The organism is Lysinibacillus sp. NPDC093197, from assembly GCF_044754025.1.
GTDB lineage: Bacteria > Bacillota > Bacilli > Bacillales_A > Planococcaceae > Lysinibacillus.
This window is the reverse complement of record NZ_JBIVOH010000008.1, coordinates 61,992-81,746: the sequence shown is the minus strand read 5'-3', so window position 1 is coordinate 81,746 and position 19,755 is coordinate 61,992. Positions and strand designations below refer to the sequence as shown.

23 protein-coding genes are annotated in these 19,755 nt (G+C 38.7%); 6 read left to right on the top strand and 17 right to left on the bottom strand.

All coding sequences use genetic code 11. From position 1 onward, the window contains the following. Nucleotides 1–15 precede the first annotated feature (15 nt). From ACIP9G_RS18390 to kynU, 8 genes are all read right to left on the bottom strand, one after another. Complete coding sequence (locus ACIP9G_RS18390; protein WP_401021226.1) at nt 16–906, bottom strand: acetaldehyde dehydrogenase (acetylating); 891 nt, start codon at nt 904–906, stop codon at nt 16–18. Nucleotides 907–925: 19 nt separating this feature from the next. Then, the gene (locus tag ACIP9G_RS18385; RefSeq protein ID WP_401021223.1) at nt 926–1,711 is read right to left on the bottom strand and encodes a 2-keto-4-pentenoate hydratase; all 786 of its coding nucleotides are present in this window, start codon (nt 1,709–1,711) and stop codon (nt 926–928) included. A 74-nt stretch (nt 1,712–1,785) separates the two neighbouring features. Beyond that, a complete protein-coding gene (locus ACIP9G_RS18380) occupies nt 1,786–3,255 on the bottom strand; it encodes an aldehyde dehydrogenase (protein ID WP_401021221.1) in 1,470 nt (489 codons plus the stop codon). Between the two features lie 11 nt (nt 3,256–3,266). Further along, nucleotides 3,267–3,713 (bottom strand): RidA family protein, encoded by a 447-nt coding sequence (locus ACIP9G_RS18375; protein ID WP_401021219.1) that lies wholly within the window; start codon nt 3,711–3,713, stop codon nt 3,267–3,269. Next, nucleotides 3,710–4,720: an amidohydrolase family protein gene (locus ACIP9G_RS18370; protein ID WP_401021443.1), complete on the bottom strand. Its 1,011-nt coding sequence runs from the start codon at nt 4,718–4,720 to the stop codon at nt 3,710–3,712. The genes ACIP9G_RS18375 and ACIP9G_RS18370 overlap by 4 nt, the downstream gene beginning before the upstream one ends. Then, entirely contained in the window at nt 4,711–5,244 is a 534-nt protein-coding gene (locus ACIP9G_RS18365) for a 3-hydroxyanthranilate 3,4-dioxygenase (protein ID WP_340826248.1), read from the bottom strand. The genes ACIP9G_RS18370 and ACIP9G_RS18365 overlap by 10 nt, the downstream gene beginning before the upstream one ends. A gap of 101 nt (nt 5,245–5,345) precedes the next feature. Beyond that, nucleotides 5,346–6,779 (bottom strand): amino acid permease, encoded by a 1,434-nt coding sequence (locus tag ACIP9G_RS18360; RefSeq protein ID WP_340826249.1) that lies wholly within the window; start codon nt 6,777–6,779, stop codon nt 5,346–5,348. A gap of 26 nt (nt 6,780–6,805) precedes the next feature. Then, a complete protein-coding gene (gene kynU / locus ACIP9G_RS18355; RefSeq protein WP_401021216.1) occupies nt 6,806–8,092 on the bottom strand; it encodes a kynureninase in 1,287 nt (428 codons plus the stop codon). Between the two features lie 210 nt (nt 8,093–8,302). On the opposite strand from kynU, the gene ACIP9G_RS18350 reads away from it, so the two are divergent. After that, complete coding sequence (locus ACIP9G_RS18350) at nt 8,303–8,920, top strand: TetR/AcrR family transcriptional regulator (protein WP_340826251.1); 618 nt, start codon at nt 8,303–8,305, stop codon at nt 8,918–8,920. 515 nt (nt 8,921–9,435) lie between these two features. Continuing rightward, the gene (locus tag ACIP9G_RS18345; protein ID WP_401021213.1) at nt 9,436–11,232 is read left to right on the top strand and encodes an LVIVD repeat-containing protein; all 1,797 of its coding nucleotides are present in this window, start codon (nt 9,436–9,438) and stop codon (nt 11,230–11,232) included. A 339-nt stretch (nt 11,233–11,571) separates the two neighbouring features. Here the strand turns inward: ACIP9G_RS18345 and ACIP9G_RS18340 are convergent, their stop codons facing one another. Continuing rightward, nucleotides 11,572–12,387, bottom strand: coding sequence for a thermonuclease family protein (locus tag ACIP9G_RS18340; protein ID WP_401021210.1), 816 nt, complete (start codon nt 12,385–12,387; stop codon nt 11,572–11,574). 714 nt (nt 12,388–13,101) lie between these two features. Further along, nucleotides 13,102–13,683 (bottom strand): phosphatidylglycerophosphatase A family protein, encoded by a 582-nt coding sequence (locus ACIP9G_RS18335; protein WP_340826254.1) that lies wholly within the window; start codon nt 13,681–13,683, stop codon nt 13,102–13,104. A 112-nt stretch (nt 13,684–13,795) separates the two neighbouring features. On the opposite strand from ACIP9G_RS18335, the gene ACIP9G_RS18330 reads away from it, so the two are divergent. From ACIP9G_RS18330 to ACIP9G_RS18320, 3 genes are all read left to right on the top strand, one after another. Further along, the gene (locus ACIP9G_RS18330) at nt 13,796–14,515 is read left to right on the top strand and encodes an alpha/beta hydrolase (protein ID WP_340826256.1); all 720 of its coding nucleotides are present in this window, start codon (nt 13,796–13,798) and stop codon (nt 14,513–14,515) included. Between the two features lie 83 nt (nt 14,516–14,598). Continuing rightward, nucleotides 14,599–15,114 carry a YjcG family protein gene (locus tag ACIP9G_RS18325; protein ID WP_401009774.1) on the top strand — a complete coding sequence of 172 codons (516 nt, stop codon included), beginning with the start codon at nt 14,599–14,601 and terminating at the stop codon, nt 15,112–15,114. 3 nt (nt 15,115–15,117) lie between these two features. Further along, nucleotides 15,118–15,546, top strand: coding sequence for a GNAT family N-acetyltransferase (locus ACIP9G_RS18320; protein ID WP_340826259.1), 429 nt, complete (start codon nt 15,118–15,120; stop codon nt 15,544–15,546). Between the two features lie 117 nt (nt 15,547–15,663). On the opposite strand, the gene ACIP9G_RS18315 is transcribed toward ACIP9G_RS18320, so the two are convergent. From ACIP9G_RS18315 to ACIP9G_RS18290, 6 genes are all read right to left on the bottom strand, one after another. Then, nucleotides 15,664–15,912, bottom strand: a complete 249-nt coding sequence (locus tag ACIP9G_RS18315) for a stage VI sporulation protein F (protein WP_340826260.1) — start codon at nt 15,910–15,912, stop codon at nt 15,664–15,666. Between the two features lie 192 nt (nt 15,913–16,104). Continuing rightward, the gene (locus ACIP9G_RS18310; RefSeq protein WP_401009779.1) at nt 16,105–16,266 is read right to left on the bottom strand and encodes a YjcZ family sporulation protein; all 162 of its coding nucleotides are present in this window, start codon (nt 16,264–16,266) and stop codon (nt 16,105–16,107) included. Between the two features lie 64 nt (nt 16,267–16,330). Next, on the bottom strand, nt 16,331–16,696 hold the full coding sequence (gene spoVAE, locus ACIP9G_RS18305; protein WP_340826262.1) for a stage V sporulation protein AE: 366 nt from the start codon (nt 16,694–16,696) through the stop codon (nt 16,331–16,333). Between the two features lie 9 nt (nt 16,697–16,705). Continuing rightward, nucleotides 16,706–17,701, bottom strand: a complete 996-nt coding sequence (locus tag ACIP9G_RS18300) for a stage V sporulation protein AD (protein WP_401021207.1) — start codon at nt 17,699–17,701, stop codon at nt 16,706–16,708. Continuing rightward, on the bottom strand, nt 17,695–18,150 hold the full coding sequence (gene spoVAC, locus ACIP9G_RS18295) for a stage V sporulation protein AC (RefSeq protein WP_340826265.1): 456 nt from the start codon (nt 18,148–18,150) through the stop codon (nt 17,695–17,697). The genes ACIP9G_RS18300 and spoVAC overlap by 7 nt, the downstream gene beginning before the upstream one ends. Further along, nucleotides 18,150–18,554, bottom strand: coding sequence for a YhcN/YlaJ family sporulation lipoprotein (locus ACIP9G_RS18290; RefSeq protein ID WP_401021205.1), 405 nt, complete (start codon nt 18,552–18,554; stop codon nt 18,150–18,152). Before ACIP9G_RS18290 ends, spoVAC begins: the two co-directional genes overlap by 1 nt. Nucleotides 18,555–18,688: 134 nt before the next feature. Between ACIP9G_RS18290 and ACIP9G_RS18285 the strand changes: the two genes are divergently transcribed. Continuing rightward, nucleotides 18,689–19,213 carry a CotY/CotZ family spore coat protein gene (locus ACIP9G_RS18285; protein WP_340826268.1) on the top strand — a complete coding sequence of 175 codons (525 nt, stop codon included), beginning with the start codon at nt 18,689–18,691 and terminating at the stop codon, nt 19,211–19,213. Nucleotides 19,214–19,279: 66 nt separating this feature from the next. On the opposite strand, the gene ACIP9G_RS18280 is transcribed toward ACIP9G_RS18285, so the two are convergent. After that, nucleotides 19,280–19,705 (bottom strand): hypothetical protein, encoded by a 426-nt coding sequence (locus tag ACIP9G_RS18280; protein WP_401021202.1) that lies wholly within the window; start codon nt 19,703–19,705, stop codon nt 19,280–19,282. Nucleotides 19,706–19,755 lie beyond the last annotated feature (50 nt).

The window sequence follows — 19,755 nt, the reverse complement described above, 5'->3', positions numbered from 1 at the left end:
ATACTGCCCCCTTTCTTAATGCGTCTCTAATGTCGTTCTCTCTAACATGGCCCGCGCAAAATCTTCTGCAACACGTGTCGCAGCAGCTGTCATAATATCTAAATTCCCTGCATATGGAGGGAAATAATCTCCAGCACCTTCTACTTCTATAAAGATTGTTACACGGTTGCCATCAAATAATGGCTCCTGTCTTAGACGATAGCCTGGCACATATGCCTTCACTTTCTCTACCATTGTATAAATAGAGTGGCGAATTTCCTCTTCTTTCATATTTTTCACTTCACAATAAATCGTGTCTCGCATAAGGATAGGTGGGTCTGCCGGATTTAAAATAATGAGCGCTTTTCCAGTATTTGCTCCACCTACTTCTTCGATTCCACGGCGCGTCGTAATCGTAAACTCGTCAATATTTTCCCTCGTCCCTGGACCTGCACTTAAGCTTGAAATAGTCGCCACAATTTCCCCATATAGTACATCTGCAACTTGGTTGACCGCATAGACGATTGGAATCGTCGCCTGGCCACCACACGTAATCATATTGACATTGTGTAAATCGAGTAAGTTTTCCGTAGTCCCCACTGCCGGACAAAAGAACGGTCCTCTTGCTGCTGGTGTTAAATCAATCGCTAAAATCCCTAGCTCCTTCAATACTTTCGCATGGCGTACGTGAGCTTTCGCTGATGTGGCGTCAAACACGATAGCCGCCATGTTAGAATTGGCAACGATAGCTTCGATGCCATTTGAATATGTCGCATACCCTTTCTCTGCTGCACGCTTCAAACCTTCTGATTGTGAATCTATCCCAATCATCGCCACAACTTCAATCACTTCACTGCGCTCTAATTTATAAAGCAAATCAGTGCCTATGTTTCCTGTGCCTAGTATAGCCGCTTTGATTTTGCCCATATCCTTCTCTCCTTTCCCATTATTCAAAGTGAACCGTTACTGTACCGATGCCCCCAAATTTTGCTTCAATACTATCTCCAGCATTTACTACAACTGCCGCAGATAAAGCGCCAGGTAAAATAAGCTCGCCCTTTTTAAGTGTAATGCCAAACTCATGTAATTTATTTGCCAACCAAGCAATTGCGTGTGCCGGGTGTCCTAGTGCAGCAGCCCCTGCCCCTGTTGCGAGTAGCTCCCCATTTTTGTAAAGTGCCATACTTGCTGTCCGTAAATCAACTTCATTTACCTTCGTCTTTTCATGCCCGACGATGACCTTTGCAGACGAGCCATTATCAGCTACTGTATCAATTAATTTAATGCGCCAATCCTCTACTCTACTATCAATTACTTCAATTGTTGGCACGATATAGTCAGTAGCCATCATGACATCGAGAAAGGTTACATTCGGTCCTACTAAATCCTCTCCTAGTACAAAACCAATTTCCGCTTCAATTTTTGGGGAGAGCATGCTAGACACTTTTACAATAGCTTCATTTCCAAACACCATATCATCTAATAAATGACCATAATCTGGCTCATCTACATGGAGCATTTTTTGCATCGCTACGCTTGTTAAACCAACCTTTTTACCAACGATGTGTCGACCTTCGTCCAGCTTCATTTTTACTATTTCAAGCTGTATTTCATAAGCATCCTTTATGCTTAAACTTGCATCCGACTCTGTTAAAGGAACGATGCTTTGCTTTGTTTTTTCAGCTGTCAGTAACTGTGTGGCATATTGCTTAATTTTCTCTGACACCACCATTCACTCTCCTTAGTAAAACAAACAAAAGGCGGTTGCTATACCAGCTTTTGTTTGTTTGTTTGTTTATTCATTCCTTATTTTTTTACGGTAATTGTTTTTATTTCACTATAGAACTCAAAGCTATGACGACCGCCTTCGCGCCCAATACCACTAGCTTTCGCTCCTCCAAATGGGGTTCTTAAATCCCGCACGTACCAGCAATTCACCCATAATAAGCCCGCATGAATTTGGGCTGTCACACGCTGTCCTCTCCGTAAATCATTCGTCCATACTACCCCTGCTAATCCATAAATAGAATCGTTCGCTATCTGAATAGCTTCTTCTTCTGCTTTAAATGGAATAATGACAGGGACAGGACCAAATATTTCCTCTTGAGCAACGCGCATACCATTATTGACATCGTACAAAACGGTCGGCTCATAGAAGTTCCCTTCAGGTAGTGAAGCGACAGCCTTACCGCCGTATGCTAATTTCGCCCCCTCAGCTAGACCAATTTGCACATACTCATCTACTAGCTTTAAATGCCCCTTAGAAACTAAAGCACCCATATCTGTTGTCATATCGAGCGGGTTTCCAACTTTAATTTGTTTCACAGCTGCCACGAATTTATCTAAAAATTGATCATAAATACTTTCCTGCACTAAAATACGAGAACCTGCTAAGCAAATTTCTCCTTGATTGCGATAAATGGCTTCGATGGATCCTGCTACTGCTTCTTCTAAATCAGCATCTTCAAACACAATATTAGCTGATTTCCCACCAAGCTCTAACGAAACTGGGATTAAATTTTGAGCAGCATTACGCATAACCGTTTTTCCTGTATTTGATTCACCTACAAAGGAGATTCTCCTCACAGCAGGGTTTGTCGCCATTTCTGTTCCTACAATACCACCTGGACCTGTCAAAATATTTAGCACACCTGGAGGTAATCCCGCCTCATTTGCTATTTCTCCAAGCATGATGGCACTTAGCGGTGTATATGAAGCAGGCTTGATTACAACGGTATTACCTACAGCAAGAGCAGCAGATGCCTTCCACGTCATTTGCATAAACGGCAAGTTCCATGGAATAATTAAGCTTGTCACACCGACTGGGGCATATTGTACATATGAAAAATGCTTGCTTTGATCATAATGCTCGTGCGTCATATATTTCGCCATCTCAGCGAAGAAACGGAAGTTAGCAGCCGCTCGTGGAATATCAAATTCAAGACTCTCCCGTATTGGCTTACCTACGTCTAACGTTTCAACATAGGCAAGTTTTTCAACATTCTTCATTATTAAATCAGCCATTTTGCATAAAATCCGCGAGCGTTCCTCAACAGGCATCTTGCTCCATACACCACTAGCAAATGCTTTATGTGCAACATCAATTGCGCGCTTTGCATCCTCATGTCCGCCATTTGCTACGGATGCTAATATTTCATTTGTAGCGGGATTAATCGTATTAAAAGTTTCACCTGATAAGGCGTCTACATAATCGCCACCAATGAATAGTTTGGCATCTTTTAAATATTTTTCTTCGATTACTTTTTCATTAATCAATGCCACTCCTCCTATTCTTCGATTTCAATAATCATCTCTATTTCGATTGCTGTATTATTAGGTAATTGAGCCATTCCAACAGCAGAGCGCCCGTGCTTACCCTTCTCTCCGAAAACTTTCCCAATTAAATCTGAGGCTCCGTTCATTACTTTTGGCTGCTCAATGAAATCCTCCGTGCAATTTACCATCCCTAATACTTTGACAAATTGCTTCACTTTACTTAATTCGCCTATTTCATGTTTCACTACACTGAGTAGGTTTAGCATCGATTGTTGTGCTGCTAAATAGCCTTCTTCTGTCGTCAAATCTCTCCCTAGCTTACCGTGGTACTGATCCACACCCTGTCCTGCGGTAAATAAGAGATTGCCTGTCCTTACACAACCTACATAGTCTCCCCAAGCAGGACGTAAAGATGGTAATTCAAGTCCTAACTGTGCAAGTCTTTCCTCTGGTGTCATGATTCGATCTCTTCCTTTATCTCGATATTTAAAAAGGCTAAGGCATTTCTCCCTAAAATATCCCTTCTTTGTTCTTCTGAAAGATGAAGTGTCTCATCCACTATTTTCCCTGGTGTGATTTCCCTTAATAGGAAGGGATAGTCTGAGCCCATCACAATTTTGTCTGCTCCAAATCGGTCGATTAAATATTGAAGATTTAGCGGATCATAATTTAAAGAATCGAAATAGAAATTTTTCGCATAATAGCTCGGTGGTTTACTCGTTAAGCGTAGATGTGGCCATACTTTCCACCCTTGATCTAAGCGAGGTAAAATATAAGGAAAAGAGCCGCCACCGTGTGCAAAACACACTTTAAGTTTTGGGAATTTTTCGATAACTCCGCCGTTAATAAGACTAGCAGCAGCAAGCGCAGTTTCACTCGGCATCCCTACCGTGTACATAAAATTATGGCGCGGCATTCGGTCCTTCCCGAGCGTTTCCCACGGGTGAATAAATAAAGGCACTTCCCATTTCTCCGCCATTTCGAAAAATGCTGTAAAAGCTGGGTCGTCTAAATTTTTGCCGTTTACATTCGTCCCGATTTCGATGCCTTTAAGCCCTAGCTCATGTATGCAACGATCCATTTCACGAATAGCTACCTCTACATCTTGGAGTGGCACTGTGCCAATACCGATGAATCGCTTCGGATATTGCTTCACCGTATTCGCAATAAAGTCGTTTTGAATACGAGCCATTTCCTCTGCCGCATGTGCCTCCGCCCAATAGGAGAACGTCACAGGAATCGGGGACAATACTTGTATATCCACCCCTTCAGCATCCATATCCTGTATGCGTTTTTCTGGGCTCCATACTTGGTCTGTCACTTCTCTAAACACTTGACCTGCTACCATAATATTCGCACCACATGTACAAGTTTTTTCTAATGTTGGCCAGCGCTCTCCGCCAAACTTCTCTACAAAGTTAGGAATATCTTCTGGAATAATATGAGTATGGAAATCTACTCGCATTGCCATAAACTCACTTCTTCAGACATTACATGACCGCAATTTTTACATGTGCGCAGCTCTAAACTACCATTAAATTCTTCGATTGCACCTTTCACTTGTGTTTCGATATCTGTTAATTGCACCGTTTTTTTGTGCATTTGTTGATCGCAGTTTTCACAGAACCATACGAAGTCCTCTAGCTCTCCCTCTGCCCGCTTCCTTTCTACGACAAGTCCAAATGTGTCGGCAATTCGATGAGGAGAGTGCGGCACATTCGCTGGTAGCATGAACACTTCCCCTTCTTTAATTGTAATCACTTCACGCTTTCCTTCATTAATTATCTCAACGAAGCAATCGCCTTTAATTTGATAAAAGAACTCATCAGATGGATCGACATGGAAATCTCGACGGCGATTAGGTCCGCCCAAAATCATACAAATAAACTCCGAATCCTCCCATAGCACTTTGTTGTTAACAGGTGGCTTTAAAGAGTCCTTATTTTCTTCGATCCATTTTAATAGATTAAATGCTTGTAATTTTGCCATACGAAACCCACTCCTCTAAAATTTTATATTTATATTTTTTTATGGATTTTAATACCGTGTTGAAATCGCTTACCGACTTTAATTACCATGATTGCCTACTGCTAAATAATCCCGCTTCCCGAACTCTCTGTAGTATCTTCTACAATAACCGGAGATTTCGTGTTCGCCTTCTTCCACAAGAAATAACAAGCTGTAATAAAGATTAACCAAGGGAATCCGAGTGTTAATGTGGGTTTAAAGTCAGGTGAGAACCATGTTGATAGTACAACAGACGTTAACAGGACTGCACCGAAAATTGTTAAGTACGGATAACCAATCATTCTTACCGGTAATTTGCGCCCGTTCGTTTCATTCCATTTTTTACGGAAGAACAGGTGTGTAATAAAAATCATAAACCAAGCAAACATCGCACCAAAGCTAGAAAGCGAAATCATCGTTGCAAAAGCCGCATCCGGTCTGACAACTGTAAAAATTGTCGCGATGGCGATACCGATAACAGAAGCAAATAATGCAACTGAAGGTACGTTTTTGCTATTTAATTTCCCCAATACTTTCGGCGCGTAGCCACCTCTTGATAAAGAAAACATCATACGTGTAGAAATATATAATTGACTATTCATTGCAGAAAGCGCTGCTACAAGTACGACGAAATTCATAATAGCTGCTGCTCCTGGGATATTCATAATTTCCATTACTTTTACGAATGGACTTTTATCGATTCCTGCCATCCCCCATGGCACAATCATCAGCATTAAAGATAGCGTTAATAAGTAAAACAGCACAAGTCGAACAACGGCTGAACGAAGCGCAATCGGTACTGCTTTTTCTGGATCCTTTGCTTCACCAGCACTAACAGCAATCATTTCAATACTTAAATAACTGAACAGCGATACAAATATAGCAATCCACATGCCCCATACCCCATTAGGGAAGAAACCACCGTTATTTGTATAATTTTGAGTCCCAATAGCTGTGCCACTATCCGCGCCAACAATGACATATACTGCTAGAATAATAAATCCAACAATCGCAGCTACTTTAATGACTGAAAACCAATATTCAACAGCACCAAATAATTTGACCGTTGTTGCATTCACATACAAAAGCACTGCTGCAAACAAGATTATCCAAACGATGGCAGGCACGGTCGGAAACCAATACTTCATATAAACGGCTACAGCTGTAACCTCCGTCCCGATTGCACATACTAAACTAAACCAATACGAATAGCGTACCGAAAAGCCAGCCCATGGATTAATATACTTCTCTGCATAGGCACCAAACGACCCTGTCACTGGATGAGCTACAGTCATTTCTGCTAAGCAGCCCATGAGTAATAATGCAATTAATGCACCGATTGTATAGCTAATAATGACACTCGGTCCCGCCAAGCCAATTGCCAAGCCACTCCCTAAAAATAACCCGGTCCCGATTGCTCCCCCGATGGCAATCATCGTTAGCTGGCGTGTTGTTAAGCTCTGACTTAATCCCTTTTCTCTTTCAACGATATCTTGCAAACGATTGTCTTGTGACATACATTTTCCCCCTTTGATATTGTCGTTTAAGATACTACATTTCTTTCCATCCCATACTTTTCATATTGCTTTTCAGTCACGATTTCCTTTAATATTTCGACGGTTTCCCACACCTCCTCGAATGACGTATAAAAGGCGATTGGTGCGAGACGAATAATGTTAGGCGGTCTAAAGTCTGGAATGACACCCTTATCAACTAAAGCTTTGCAAATTCGAATCGCCTCATCATGCTCTAAGCAAACATGCCCTCCTCGTCTATCATCTTCATTTGGATTGCCAATTGAAAAGCCAAGCTCAGTTAGCTCTTGCTCGATTAAGTCCATCATATAACGTGTAAGCTTTAATGATTTTTGACGAATATTTTCGATACCAGCCTCCGCAAACATTTCTAATGAGCCGATAATAGGGGCTAAGCTCAGCACGTGCGGTGTACCCATTTGAAATGCCCCTGCAGATTCTTCCACATCTAATGAATGTGCCATATCAAACTGTTTATCTTTTTTGGAGCTGTACCAGCCAGCTAAGCCCGGATGAATGCCAAAATGTTTTTTATTCACATACAAGCCAGCGACTGAACCAGGACCACCGTTGAGATACTTATAGTTACACCATATAGCAAAATCAACATTCCACTCACTGAAGTAATGCGGAATTGCCCCAATGGAATGACAAGCATCAAAGCCAATGCAAATGCCTCTTGCGTGTGCTTCGGCAGTTAAGCGTTTTATATCTAGTAGCTGACCACTTCGGTAAAGGACAGTTGGCAGCAATATGAGCGCTATCTCATCTGTCATCGCTGCGATAATATCCTCTTCTAAAATTAGCTTGCCATCACGACTTTTCACACGTACTAAATGCTCATCTGGATTATAGCCTTTTAACTTTATTTGACTCTGTAAGGCATAAATATCTGATGGGAATGTTAATTCATCCGCTAAAATTTTTGTTCGTCGCCCTTCTGGTTTATAAAATGTTGCGACAGCTTGATGAATATTGGAAGTCGTTGAACCGGCAATAATGACTTCGTTTTTCTCAGCTCCGATTAGCGGTGCACACATTTCACCGAGCTTCTCTGAAATGAAAAACCATGGATACTTACCAGTTGTCCACCCTTTAATTCCGTATGCTTTCCATGATTCCATTAATTCATGGACATTTCCCTCGGCTCTTTTGGACATTAAGCCTAAGGAATTGCCATCCATGTAAATAACACCTGATTGTAAATAAAATTCATCGCGGTATGATCGAAATGAATCATTCGCATCATATTGTTTTGCATGCTCTTTGTTGTAAACGCTTTCTCTAGTTCCCAAAATTCTTTCCCCCATTTTTTAAATTTTCTGAATATGTTCATAGTCTAAAATAAAGTTGACATAGTGTCAATATTATTTTTACCAAATTTTTTCAACGTCATTTGTAAAAATATTTCTTATGGGCTATGATTAAATGAAATAAATCATTGGATTATCAAGCAATAGCACGCTTATTATAAATAAAATAAGTCATATCTTGGAGGTCATTTAATGAGTGAAGAAACGAAGCAAATCGACGGAAGAAATATGCGCTCTATCGCAACGAAACAAAAATTATTGGATGCCGCGCGTGACTTATTCTACGAATTTGGCTTTAAAAAAACTACTATTACTCAAATTATTAAGAGAGCAGAAACTGGTTATGGGACGGCTTACGTACACTTCAAAGGAAAAGACGAGATTTTAATTGCTCTCATGGAAACAGTCATGCAAGAATTTCTTGATATGGCCCACACACCTTTCTTACCTACTAGCAAAGAAGAAGCAAAAGAGCTTGTCCTGAATCAAGTCACTGCTTTTTTAACGATGGCAAAATCCAATAAAGATATTATGAAAGTATTCGCAGAAGCGATTAGCCTTTCCCCTGCCGTGAATGAAAAGTGGGATGACATTCGAAAAACGAACATTCATTTTATTATCCGCGATATTACATATGCGCAAAGTCAAGGCTTAGTACGGTCAGATTTAAAAATCGATATCGTCGCACGCTCATGGTTTTTAATCAATGAAAACCACCAATGGGACCTCGTGCGTGATGATACGTCCGAGTCCATTGAGGATATTGCTTGGACGATTACAACAATGTATATCGATGGGTTATACAAATAAAAAACCCTGATTAAGAACTGACCTAGTCATTGAGACACATAGAAAACAACCCAATTAGGCTACTTGCTTCCCAAATTCTAGGGGAGTTAAGTAGCCTAATTTTTTTATTTTCCTTCCTCATATCCTTTACGATTTATCTTCTGAAGACTTTCCCTATAAAAAAACACCTCCCAAATGATTTACATATCGCTAGCCCATTTTAGAGGTGTTTTATATTGTCTTATGATTAGGTTAGTCCATAGGAGATTCATATTAATCTATTTTTTTATTTTGTTTGAGATCTAATTTTAGCGTATAGGTAGGATAGAAGACTCAAATTTAGGATAGTCTAAATATTCAGAAAATAAAAAGTTGACACCGTGTCATATATGATTGTAGTATTTATTTAGTTCCGGAACAACTAAATTTCACAATTTTTCAGCTTCAACTTATTTGTCACCTATACAATCTACATGTCTTTAGTAAAATGCTCTTACGCTTTAAAAAATTCATAGATTTCTAGGGGGATTGCGTTGATGAAAAAATTTAAGTTACATCCTTTTCTGAGTAATTCAGCTTTTGCCTTTCTTATGATGGCCATTATTTTCTTCTTGTCTTTAGGCATTGCCTTTGCGAACGATGAAGCTAAAAAAGAAGAAAAGCAGGAAGCACCGCGCGCAGGTCTGAACAAAAATGCACCTGATGCACCGCTGCCAAATAAAACGGAAGGCACAACAAAGCTTTTACCAGGTGAACCAAAAGAGCCCGCGCCTGACAGCTGGGGCTATGATGCGAAGACAGGGATTTTCACTCACCCAGCCGCAACACCGGATAATGAAGGTCCACAACCATTTGAAGGGAGTTTGCCTTATCTAGATCAAAATCAATATACAAAAAATATGAATGTAGAAGCATTCTATCCATACGTTATTGGTTGGGGACATAGCTGGCAAGCTACATTCGATCTAGACGGTCGTCGCTATTTATACGATCTTGAAACAGATATGTACAATGTATTCGATATTACAGATCCTAAAAATGCCAAGCGTATCGCCAATAAATTAATTGACACAGATAAGGGAGACAAACGCTTCGGTCCAATGACAGTAAAATACAATAAAAAGTTGGACAAAACAGTTGCCGTTCAATGTTACGAAGTACCACGTTATGGTGTTCTATCGAATAAGTATGAATACCCTGAGCAAGTTAAGGCTATTAAAGAAAAAGAAATGCTGCGTGGATTCCGCATTTTTGAAGTGACAAGCCCATTATTTTCAGAATGGGAGCTGCTATCTGAAACACCTTTAGATGCGAAAGCAAATGCAAGTGACCTTGTACAAGAAGGCTCTGGCTGTCAAGACGTACCTGTCTATGATGGTGGAGATTATTTATTTGTTGCAGGTGCACCTGATGATTCCTTCATCAATACAGAGTATAAAAGCTATTTATACTCAGGTGCACAAATGGCCTTTGATATTTCAGACCCATCTAATCCGAAACGTCTTTCAACTTGGTGGGTGCCAGGTCAACGTGTAGGCGAAGAAGCAGCCTATAATAAAAACCCCCATGCTGGCAACAAAACAACATGGATGGGTGCTCGCATGCCGCTATTCATTCCCACACCTGTAGAAAAGGGTGGCAAATACGGCTATGCAGCAATGGGTGGCTTTGGGTTTTATATTGTCGACATATCCGATCCGGCAAATATGAAAACGGTTTCGCATATTGAGATGCCAATGAGTGTTAGCGGTACTGAAGGGGATAATATTGACGTTTCCAAAGTCGAAAGCACAGGCATTGTTTACTATAGCGGCTATCCACTTAGCGAAGATTGCCATGAGCCTTATAAGGAAATTTACGCAATCGATGTCAACAATCCGCTTGAGCCTAAAATCATTAGTACGTTAAAACGCCCGACACCACCAGAATCAGCACCATTCACAGACTTTTGCCAACGTCGCGGCAGCTTTGGACCGAAGCGGAGTGGCTATGCAACCATTAATCCAGGTGTTCCGAGCGACCAATATATCCCTTACGCCTTCTACAATGCAGGTGTCCAAATTTTTGACGTAACCAACCCAACAGAATCAACAATCGAAGCATACTTTGCGCCGAAGATGTCTGGAGAAATTCCAAATGAAGATGGTACAACTACGACAAGCGACCATTCTAATCCGGTACACGGCATTTTCGTCGAATGGGACCGAAATTTAATTTGGGCATTTTCAAACCATGGCATGTATGCCCTATCTACACCTTTACTCGGTGACCCGGTCATCGGTTTACCGAAGCCCGTAGAGGAGGAAAAACAAACGCAAAAAAGTAAAAAGTAAATTTAAAAAACCGAACGACTATTGGAAAGTCGTTCGGTTTTTTTAGTATTTGGGCATGCGATGTTCAGAAGTGAATTGGATTTACGCCAAGTTTTTTGGGACACCAAGCGGCTTGATTCGCCACTTATGTGAAAAGCTTAAATACGAGATTGCCATAACAGCTTACGTTCTAATCATTTCATAAAAAAAAACCTCCAACTACATTCGTTTCCATAATTGTAGTTGGAGGTTTAATTCGTTGAAGGTGTGTTGTATTTGGCGCTTACCCATAGATTACATGAACGTTTATTACTTTATTTGTCGATGCTTCAAATCTAAAAATATAACACTTCAACTATTTTATTGCTTTGCTGGAACAAACCCATTTTCCACTGCATCTTCCTCAGTACAGAACATTTCTTCTGCTACTGTATTGTCATAATCCCGTTGTCCTGGCATATGGTATATTTTATTACCTTTGGAATTAATATTCCCTTTAATTTTACAGCTCTCATTACTGCTAGTATTATTTGAGTCATCTTCATCTGCTTTAGTTGGATTTTCATCTTTCACAGCATCATAATACGCTTCTTTATCATAACCGCGATTTGTTACATAGTCTTCAACTGACCAAATACCAATAGCAGATTGTTGCGCAGTTTTTTGAATGGATTTAAACCAATCGACATGCTTTGTATTTGGATCATAAATATAAGCCACGCGTGCTAATCCATTTTTCAATAGTTGCTCTTGAACACTAATTCCATCTTTCGTATATACATATGCTAGTAATCTTTTATATTTATCCCGATACGAAACATCAAATTCTAAATAAACTGTATCTTGTCCAGCTAGTAGTTGCTTTGCAAATTCTTTCGCTTCTGGCCCAAAAGGTTGTACTCCTAACGTTTCGTGATTCGTTTCAGGAGTATCTACAAGTAGAAAACGCACTTTTTCAGAGCTACCATTATATTTTATTCTTATTGTGTCTCCGTCAATTACATCCTGTAGCTCATATTCTTCAAATTTACTTATATCATGCTTTTCAGCAGTTTCCTTTATTGAAGCTACAATTCCTTGTATATCTTCAGCTTTACCACTTACGGTGCTAGATTCTTCTGTACATCCACTAATAATCAATGTTGAAAAGAACAAAGCTAATAATAATTTTTTCAATTCAATATCCTACTTCCTTAAAGTTAAACTATATTTTTAAATTCCATACACTTATTTCTCTAAAATCAAAAATCCTCAGTTATTTTAAACTGAAGATTTAAAATTTATCTGAATATTAAATACAAAATAACAGCAAAAATAATTGTTCCGCTAGTAATTAACGTTTTAATATCTTTGTCACTCATTTTCAGTACCTCTCTTCTTACATCATTATTACAAAACTTTATTTAATTATATTATCAATAAAGTCGACTAATATCACAATGAATTTGATTTGTCTTCTGAAGAATTTTTCAATTTTACTCCGAGTATGACTCTACCAATAAAAAATCTTCCGTCTCAAATAAAATATCAAGCTATGTTATGCAAGTTATGTAGATGGTGGAACATTGCTAATAGGTCATAAAAATTACTAAACACTATAACGTCAAAGGGGATTACTGTCGTTGATTTCCGTTACGGGCGCGCTTTCCGCGGGCACAACGTAAGCCGCAACCCTCGCTAGCTCGCGGTTTGTTGCGTCTTACGTTTTGTGCTGTTCCCGCAGGAGTCGACGCCCTTCACTTTAATCAACTGAACGTTGGTAAGGAAATTCTACTTTATAACCATCAACATAAAAAAACAACAAAGGCATCAAGATTGAAACTTCTTGATACCTTTTGTCATTATAAGCTCTCCCAAAACTTTTGAGAGGCTCTTTATTTAAATAATATTTTAAATTTCATTATGTGGTTTTGGTTTTGGACCAAGCTCTTCTGGCTCAATATCCGCAAATGTTTCGCCTTCTTCTTCTAAGTCACGCATACGGTGAGCAATACGAGAGGCAGCAGAAGCCGCAATACTGCCCACTAAATCATCTAAAAATGTATTAACATGATGTCCTGGCTCTGTGTCGAGTTTTTTTATGATACCGATTTTTTGTTTATCTAAATGTCCAAATGTTGTTACAGCTATACTTCCATATGTAAACACAGACCCCAGCGCAATTGTTTCATCTACTCCGAATAATCCTTCATCGGATTCGATAATTTGTTGAAGAGGTGATGATAATAGCCCTTTTTCGGCTAATTCATCTAGCTCTATTCCAACTAATACAGCATGCTGGACTTCACGTTTACGCAATACACGTTCAACCGAATGAATACAATGCTCTAATGTTAACCCTACATTATAGGATTTTTGCATTTCATAAACAATTTCAGCAATGTCCTCTAACTCTACACCACGACGAATTAGTGCAGCTTGAGCTGCTTTCGCCACTTCTTCTGAATGTACGCGAATACTTTTATCATGCATAACTAACCCTCATTTCAGATTTTTTGCTAGTATAATGCTAGCCCAACCTATTATACCTTTACTTACGTAATATGGTACAATTTTGTCACAAACACATGAAGGAGTGTCATCATTGGATAAGGGAACTGTACAAGATTTAAAATTCTATAGTGAAGCATTGCAGGAGGAATTAGAGCTATATATTTATGTCCCTGCTAATTATTCTCCACTATACAAATATAATATTTTAATCGCATCAGACGGTAAGGACTATTTCCAACTAGGAGGTATTACAAAACTAGCCGATGAACTTATCGATGACTATGAAATCGAGAATTTAATCATTGCATTTGTTCCATATAAAGATATTAAAGATCGCCGTCATAAATATATTCCGAGTGGTGAACAACACGAAGCCTATTTGCGCTTTCTAGCACATGAACTTGTTCCTTATTTGGATGCTGAATATGCAACGTACCAGATGGGTATGAGTCGTGCTGTCATCGGTGATTCTATGGCTGCAACCGCTTCCTTAATGGCTGCTTTAAAGTACCCAAGCATTTTTGGAAAAGTTATTTTGCAATCACCTTATGTTGACGAAGATGTACTGAAAGCTGTTGAACACTTCAAAGATCCAGGGGCAATTTCTATTTATCATATCGTTGGCAAAAACGAAGATAAAGTTGTAACAATGGATAAAACTATAAAAGATTTCTTAACACCAAATCGTCAGTTGCATAATCTTATGTTAAGCAAAGGCTTTTCTACATTTTATGAAGAGTTCGATGGAAATCATACATGGAAATATTGGAAACCTGATTTAAGACGTGCATTAATTGAAAATTTCAATTAATGTTGGGCGATTCAAATTACGTATTTTTAATTTTCTGTTATACTTAGATAGAAAAATTGTTTATTTACGGGAGGTAATGGACTATGAAGTACGGAATTGTGGCTTTTCCATCAAAAAAATTGCAAGATTTAGCGAACACGTATCGCAAACGTTACGATCCGCATTATGCAAAGATTACACCGCATATGACGTTAAAGGACAGCTTTGATGCAACGGAAGAGGATATTCAATCCATCGTGAAGCAATTAGATGACATTGCTGCCAATCATGCACCTTTAAGCATTCACGCATCACGCATTAGTTCGTTTTTCCCAACAACAAATGCGATTTATTTCCGCATCGAACCAACTGAACAATTACAAGCATTCCATCGTGTGATTGAAGAAAAAATTCCTTTTGGGGATTCTAAACATGTTTTTGTCCCACACATTACAATTGCACAAAAAATGACTGATTCAGAGCATGATGATATTTTTGGCCAACTCCGCATGACAGGGGTTGATGAAAAAGATAGTATTGATCGTATTCATCTTTTATATCAATTGGAAGATGGGTCATGGACAACATATGAAACATTCCGATTGACTGGAGCTGAATAATTTTTGTATAACGTTAAGATAGTTGAAACAGAGAAAGAACATGACGATGCATTTGCTGTTCGAAAAAAGGTTTTTGTAGAGGAACAGGGTGTTCCACTTCATTTAGAATGTGATGCGCAAGATGAAACTGCAACACATTTCATTATGTATGAGGGCGATGAACCTGTTGGTGCTGCTCGTCTTCGTAGCATTGAAGAGCATACTGCAAAAATTGAACGCGTATGTATTTTGCAAAGTCAGCGTGGCAAAAAACTGGGTGCCTTAATAATGAAGGAAATGGAAAACTACGCGACTTCCATTGACCAGAAGAAATTAAAACTCCATGCGCAAAGCTACGCTGTTCCTTTTTACGAAAAGCTTGGCTATACGGTAACATCTCCAGAATTTATGGATGCCGGTATACCACATCGAGCAATGGAAAAAATAATTTAATTAATAGGTGTTACGATATGCCAAAGCATAATCGTAACACCTTTTTTTAAAGATAGTTTTCTATTTTAAGTAGCCATTTAAGCTCTTTTATATATTAAATAACGCTAGCTTTCAGCATTACTTCATCATTTTAGCAAGCTTGTCGAAGTCTAGTGAAGCACCATCTTGAATAATAGACTTTACTATTTTATCTTCAAGCTCTTGTGTGATTTGTCTATTAGACACTTTGCCGACACGACGTACAATTTTTCTTACTTGTTTTTCATTGGTAAAATCAGCATGTTGAATTGCATTTGCTAATGCAAAGATTTCATCCATTGAAACGCCTGTCTTTTGCTCAATCGAATTAAAAAACGAGCGATGCATGTTCCCCCTCCTATCAATTCCACCTCAACATCATTGTCGCTAATGATTTGTAGCCCATAGCTTTTGTACAAAACATCTATGACAACTGTTGGAGGCTTTAACCTAATTTAGTAAGTTATTTATATACTCACAGAATTGAAGTTAAAGCCTAAATAATATAAAACTTTTTATCAATCACTAATAGCTAGAAAATTAGTTAACGAAAGTAGCACCAACAATAATTAGAAGAATGAATAGGACAACTATTAAGACAAATGTTGAGCCATAGCCACTATTGTTATTACCTCCACAATAATTATTGTTCCAGCTATTCATCCCTGCATAAGGTTGTGCACACCAGCCCTGATATCCCATAAAAGCACCCCTCCCTTCTACAACCTATAATATGTAAAGTTGCAGATTAGAGAGGGGTATTCGTCTAGTCAATATTCCCTTTTGGTTTAAAAATTAATGCTCCTATAAATCCGAAAACAATAGCAGCGCTGATTCCTGAGCTTGTTACTTCAAACATTCCAGTTAACACGCCTACTAATCCATGTTTTTCTGCTTCCGCCATTGCACCATGTGTTAAAGAGTTACCAAATGATGTAATAGGTACTGTGGCACCTGCACCCGCCATATGAATGAGCGGCTCGTATAAACCCATTCCATCTAAAATGGCACCAACGACAACTAACGTACTTAATGTATGTGCTGGTGTCAATTTACCAACATCCATTAATAATTGACCGATAACACAGATAATGCCTCCTATAATAAATGCAAAAATAAATGTCGTAACCATGCTTTTGCCTCATTTCATTGTAATTTCTATCGCATGTGCCGTACATGGAATTGTTTCTTTTTGCTGGAATGAAAGTGGAGATAGTAGCGCACCTGTCGCTACAAGAAGCACTCGTTTATATGTGCCTGCTCGGAGTTCTTGAATAACATAACTAAAAAAAACAGCCGCTGAACAACCTGCTCCACTTGCCCCAGATTGAAATGCTTCATCTTGACCGTAAAATTCTGCTCCAGCATCGCGTAAAAGTGTTAGTTCTTCATTTTTTATGCCACTCTCTACAAGCATCCCTTTAAGAAGTTTTAAGCCAAGCTGTCCTAAATCACCCGTTAAAATTAAATCATAATGATATATTTCTTGCTTGCGGTCCTCAAGATGTGACTTAATCGTTTGAAAGGCTGCAGGTGCCATTGCAGCGCCCATATGAAATGGATCATCCATTCCATAATCAATAACCTTTCCAACCGTCGCCGCTTCAATACATGGAGCGTCTTCTTGATGTTTTCCAATAAGCGCATACCCAGCAGCCGTTACTGTCCACTGCGCCGTTTGAGGTTTTTGCGCCCCATAATTGATAGGATAGCGAAATTGCCGTTCTATCGCATTATGCTGACTTGAAGCACCGGCAATTGATAAATTCGCTGCTCCAAGCTCAGTTAAAAGGCTAGCTACAATAACAGCAGAAACAGAGGTAGCACATGCTGAAAATAATCCGATAAATGGGATGGCTAATTCCCTTGCAGCAAAATTAGTAGGTGTCATTTGATTAACTAAGTCGCCACCTAACAAAAAATCGACTTCTCCAGTTGAAATGCCACCTTTTTTCATCACAATTTCACATGCTTCTTCAATCATTTTTCGATGGCCTTGTTCATTTGTTTCCATTTGCCAGCGCTCATCGTCGTAGATTGTATCAAAATATTGTTTAAAAGTACTACGGTCTTCTAACGGTCCTGCCACCACGCCACCAGCTAACAACGATGGTTTTGATGGAAATATGATTACCATGAAACCACCCCTATCGTCACAAGAATATATTTAATAAGTGCTACAAAAAATGCAGATACTACTCCAAATAACACAACAGATCCAGCTAATTTAAATAAGTTACCGCCAACACCAAGTACGAGACCTTCAGATTTATGTTCAATTGCAGCCGATATAACGGCGTTACCAAACCCTGTAACTGGAACTGCCGAACCAGCTCCAGCGAATTGACCAATTTTTTTGTATAAACCTAAGCCAGTCAAGATCATTGCGAAAAACACCATTGTTGCTACCGTTGGATTCCCAGCAGTTGCTTCCGTGAAATTAAAGAAAACGATATAAAAAAGAGAAACTGCTTGTCCGATTGTACAAATTAAACCTCCTACTACGAATGCTTTTACAGCATTTTTTAAGTAGGGTGGAGTCGGTGTTATATTTTGCTCAAGTTTTTGATATTGCTCTTTTTCCATTATGTTTCCTCCTTTGCAAGCTTCTCTAGCTCAGTAATTTTTTCGCTTAGTTTATTATCTTCAAGTTGATCCTTTTTTATTTTATTTGCTTCATAAAATATTTTATAATCAGCTGAAACGAAAATTTCTTTGTTAGGGTATTTTTCATCAAACTTCTTTTGTAGTTTTTTCTCTAATTTAGTCTTGTTCCATTTTTTTATTGGTTTAATTTGCACTGCTACAAGCATTTTATCGTCATATTGAATAACAGTTGTTTTTTCAACAAATTTTTCTTCTTTTAATAAGGACTCAAGCTCTTCTTCATTTTGCGGAGAACCATAGACAATAAATTTTTCTTTTTCCGTGCATCCAATAAGCAATGTCATACAGACTAAAAGAGGCAACATCATTCTTAATAACCTCAAGTATTTACCCTCCTTTTCTTCTCAGTTTCTCCACACAGAAAAAAACTATTCATTTGAATAAGTAAACGAAAGCCCGATTCCATTTTCTAAAAGTACATATTGTAGAAGTAGTTAGAAAGAAAGGAGGTGACGATATGGGTTGTGGTAAACCAACAAATCCTATTGGACCTATCCATTCAGCAGGCTGCGTTTGTGACGTAGTTCGTGCAATTTTAGATATTCAAAATCAAGCGGTGCGAGATGAGTGTTCCCCATGTACAGCAAATTGTTTCTTAGAACCACTAGGCGGGATTGTAAGTCCTGCACGTTCAGCAGCAGATACACGCGTATTTATGTTAATTACAAAAGACGGTACTCCATTTAAAGCATTCTTTAGCTCACCATCAGCAGATCCATGTAAATGTACATCAGTATTTTTCCGTGTCGAAGATATGTTTGATGAATGCTGTGCTACTTTACGTGTTTTAGAACCTTTATGTACTTATGACTCTACTGAAAGCACAGTTGACTTATTAAGTCGTGATGGCTGCTGCGTCAATATGAAGAAAATTTGTAAAGTAGATGATTGGAACTCAACTGATAGCTGTATTACTGTGGATTTATCTTGTTTCTGCGCTGTACAATGTATCGCTGATGTTGACTTAGGGATTTGTGATTAAGTCTTTCTCCTTTGACACACTACACATAAAAAAAAAGTGTACAGCATCCTCTGCTGTACACTTTTTTTATAATGTTGGCAATTGTTTCCCTCGCCATAATATTTGTTCAATATCTTCAAAGTGAATTATTTCTTGCGTATTAAATTCCCTCGACGTTAACATAAGTGAATCTAATTGCATATCTGAGGCAGATCCACTCAACTTTCTGCCATCTTTCAAACTTATTAATAATGGCTGATAGGCCTTCTGACGAAACGGTTTTTCCAAAAACTGTAACTGTTTAATTATATATTCATCCATTTGATCTTGTACTTGTATTTCGACATTTTCTTCAATTTGTTTTGGCAGCATTTCGTCTTCACTCGACTCGTTTTCATATTGATCCCTTACGTACACAGACGTACTTTCATCCAAATCAAGCTCATGCAGCATTTTGGAAATGTTTAAGAAATAAGTTGGTGATTTTATATATAAGCGTGGCTCTCGCTCCACAATTATCACTTCCCTTTTTTCCCTACAATATGCAAAAATGAAGAAATTGG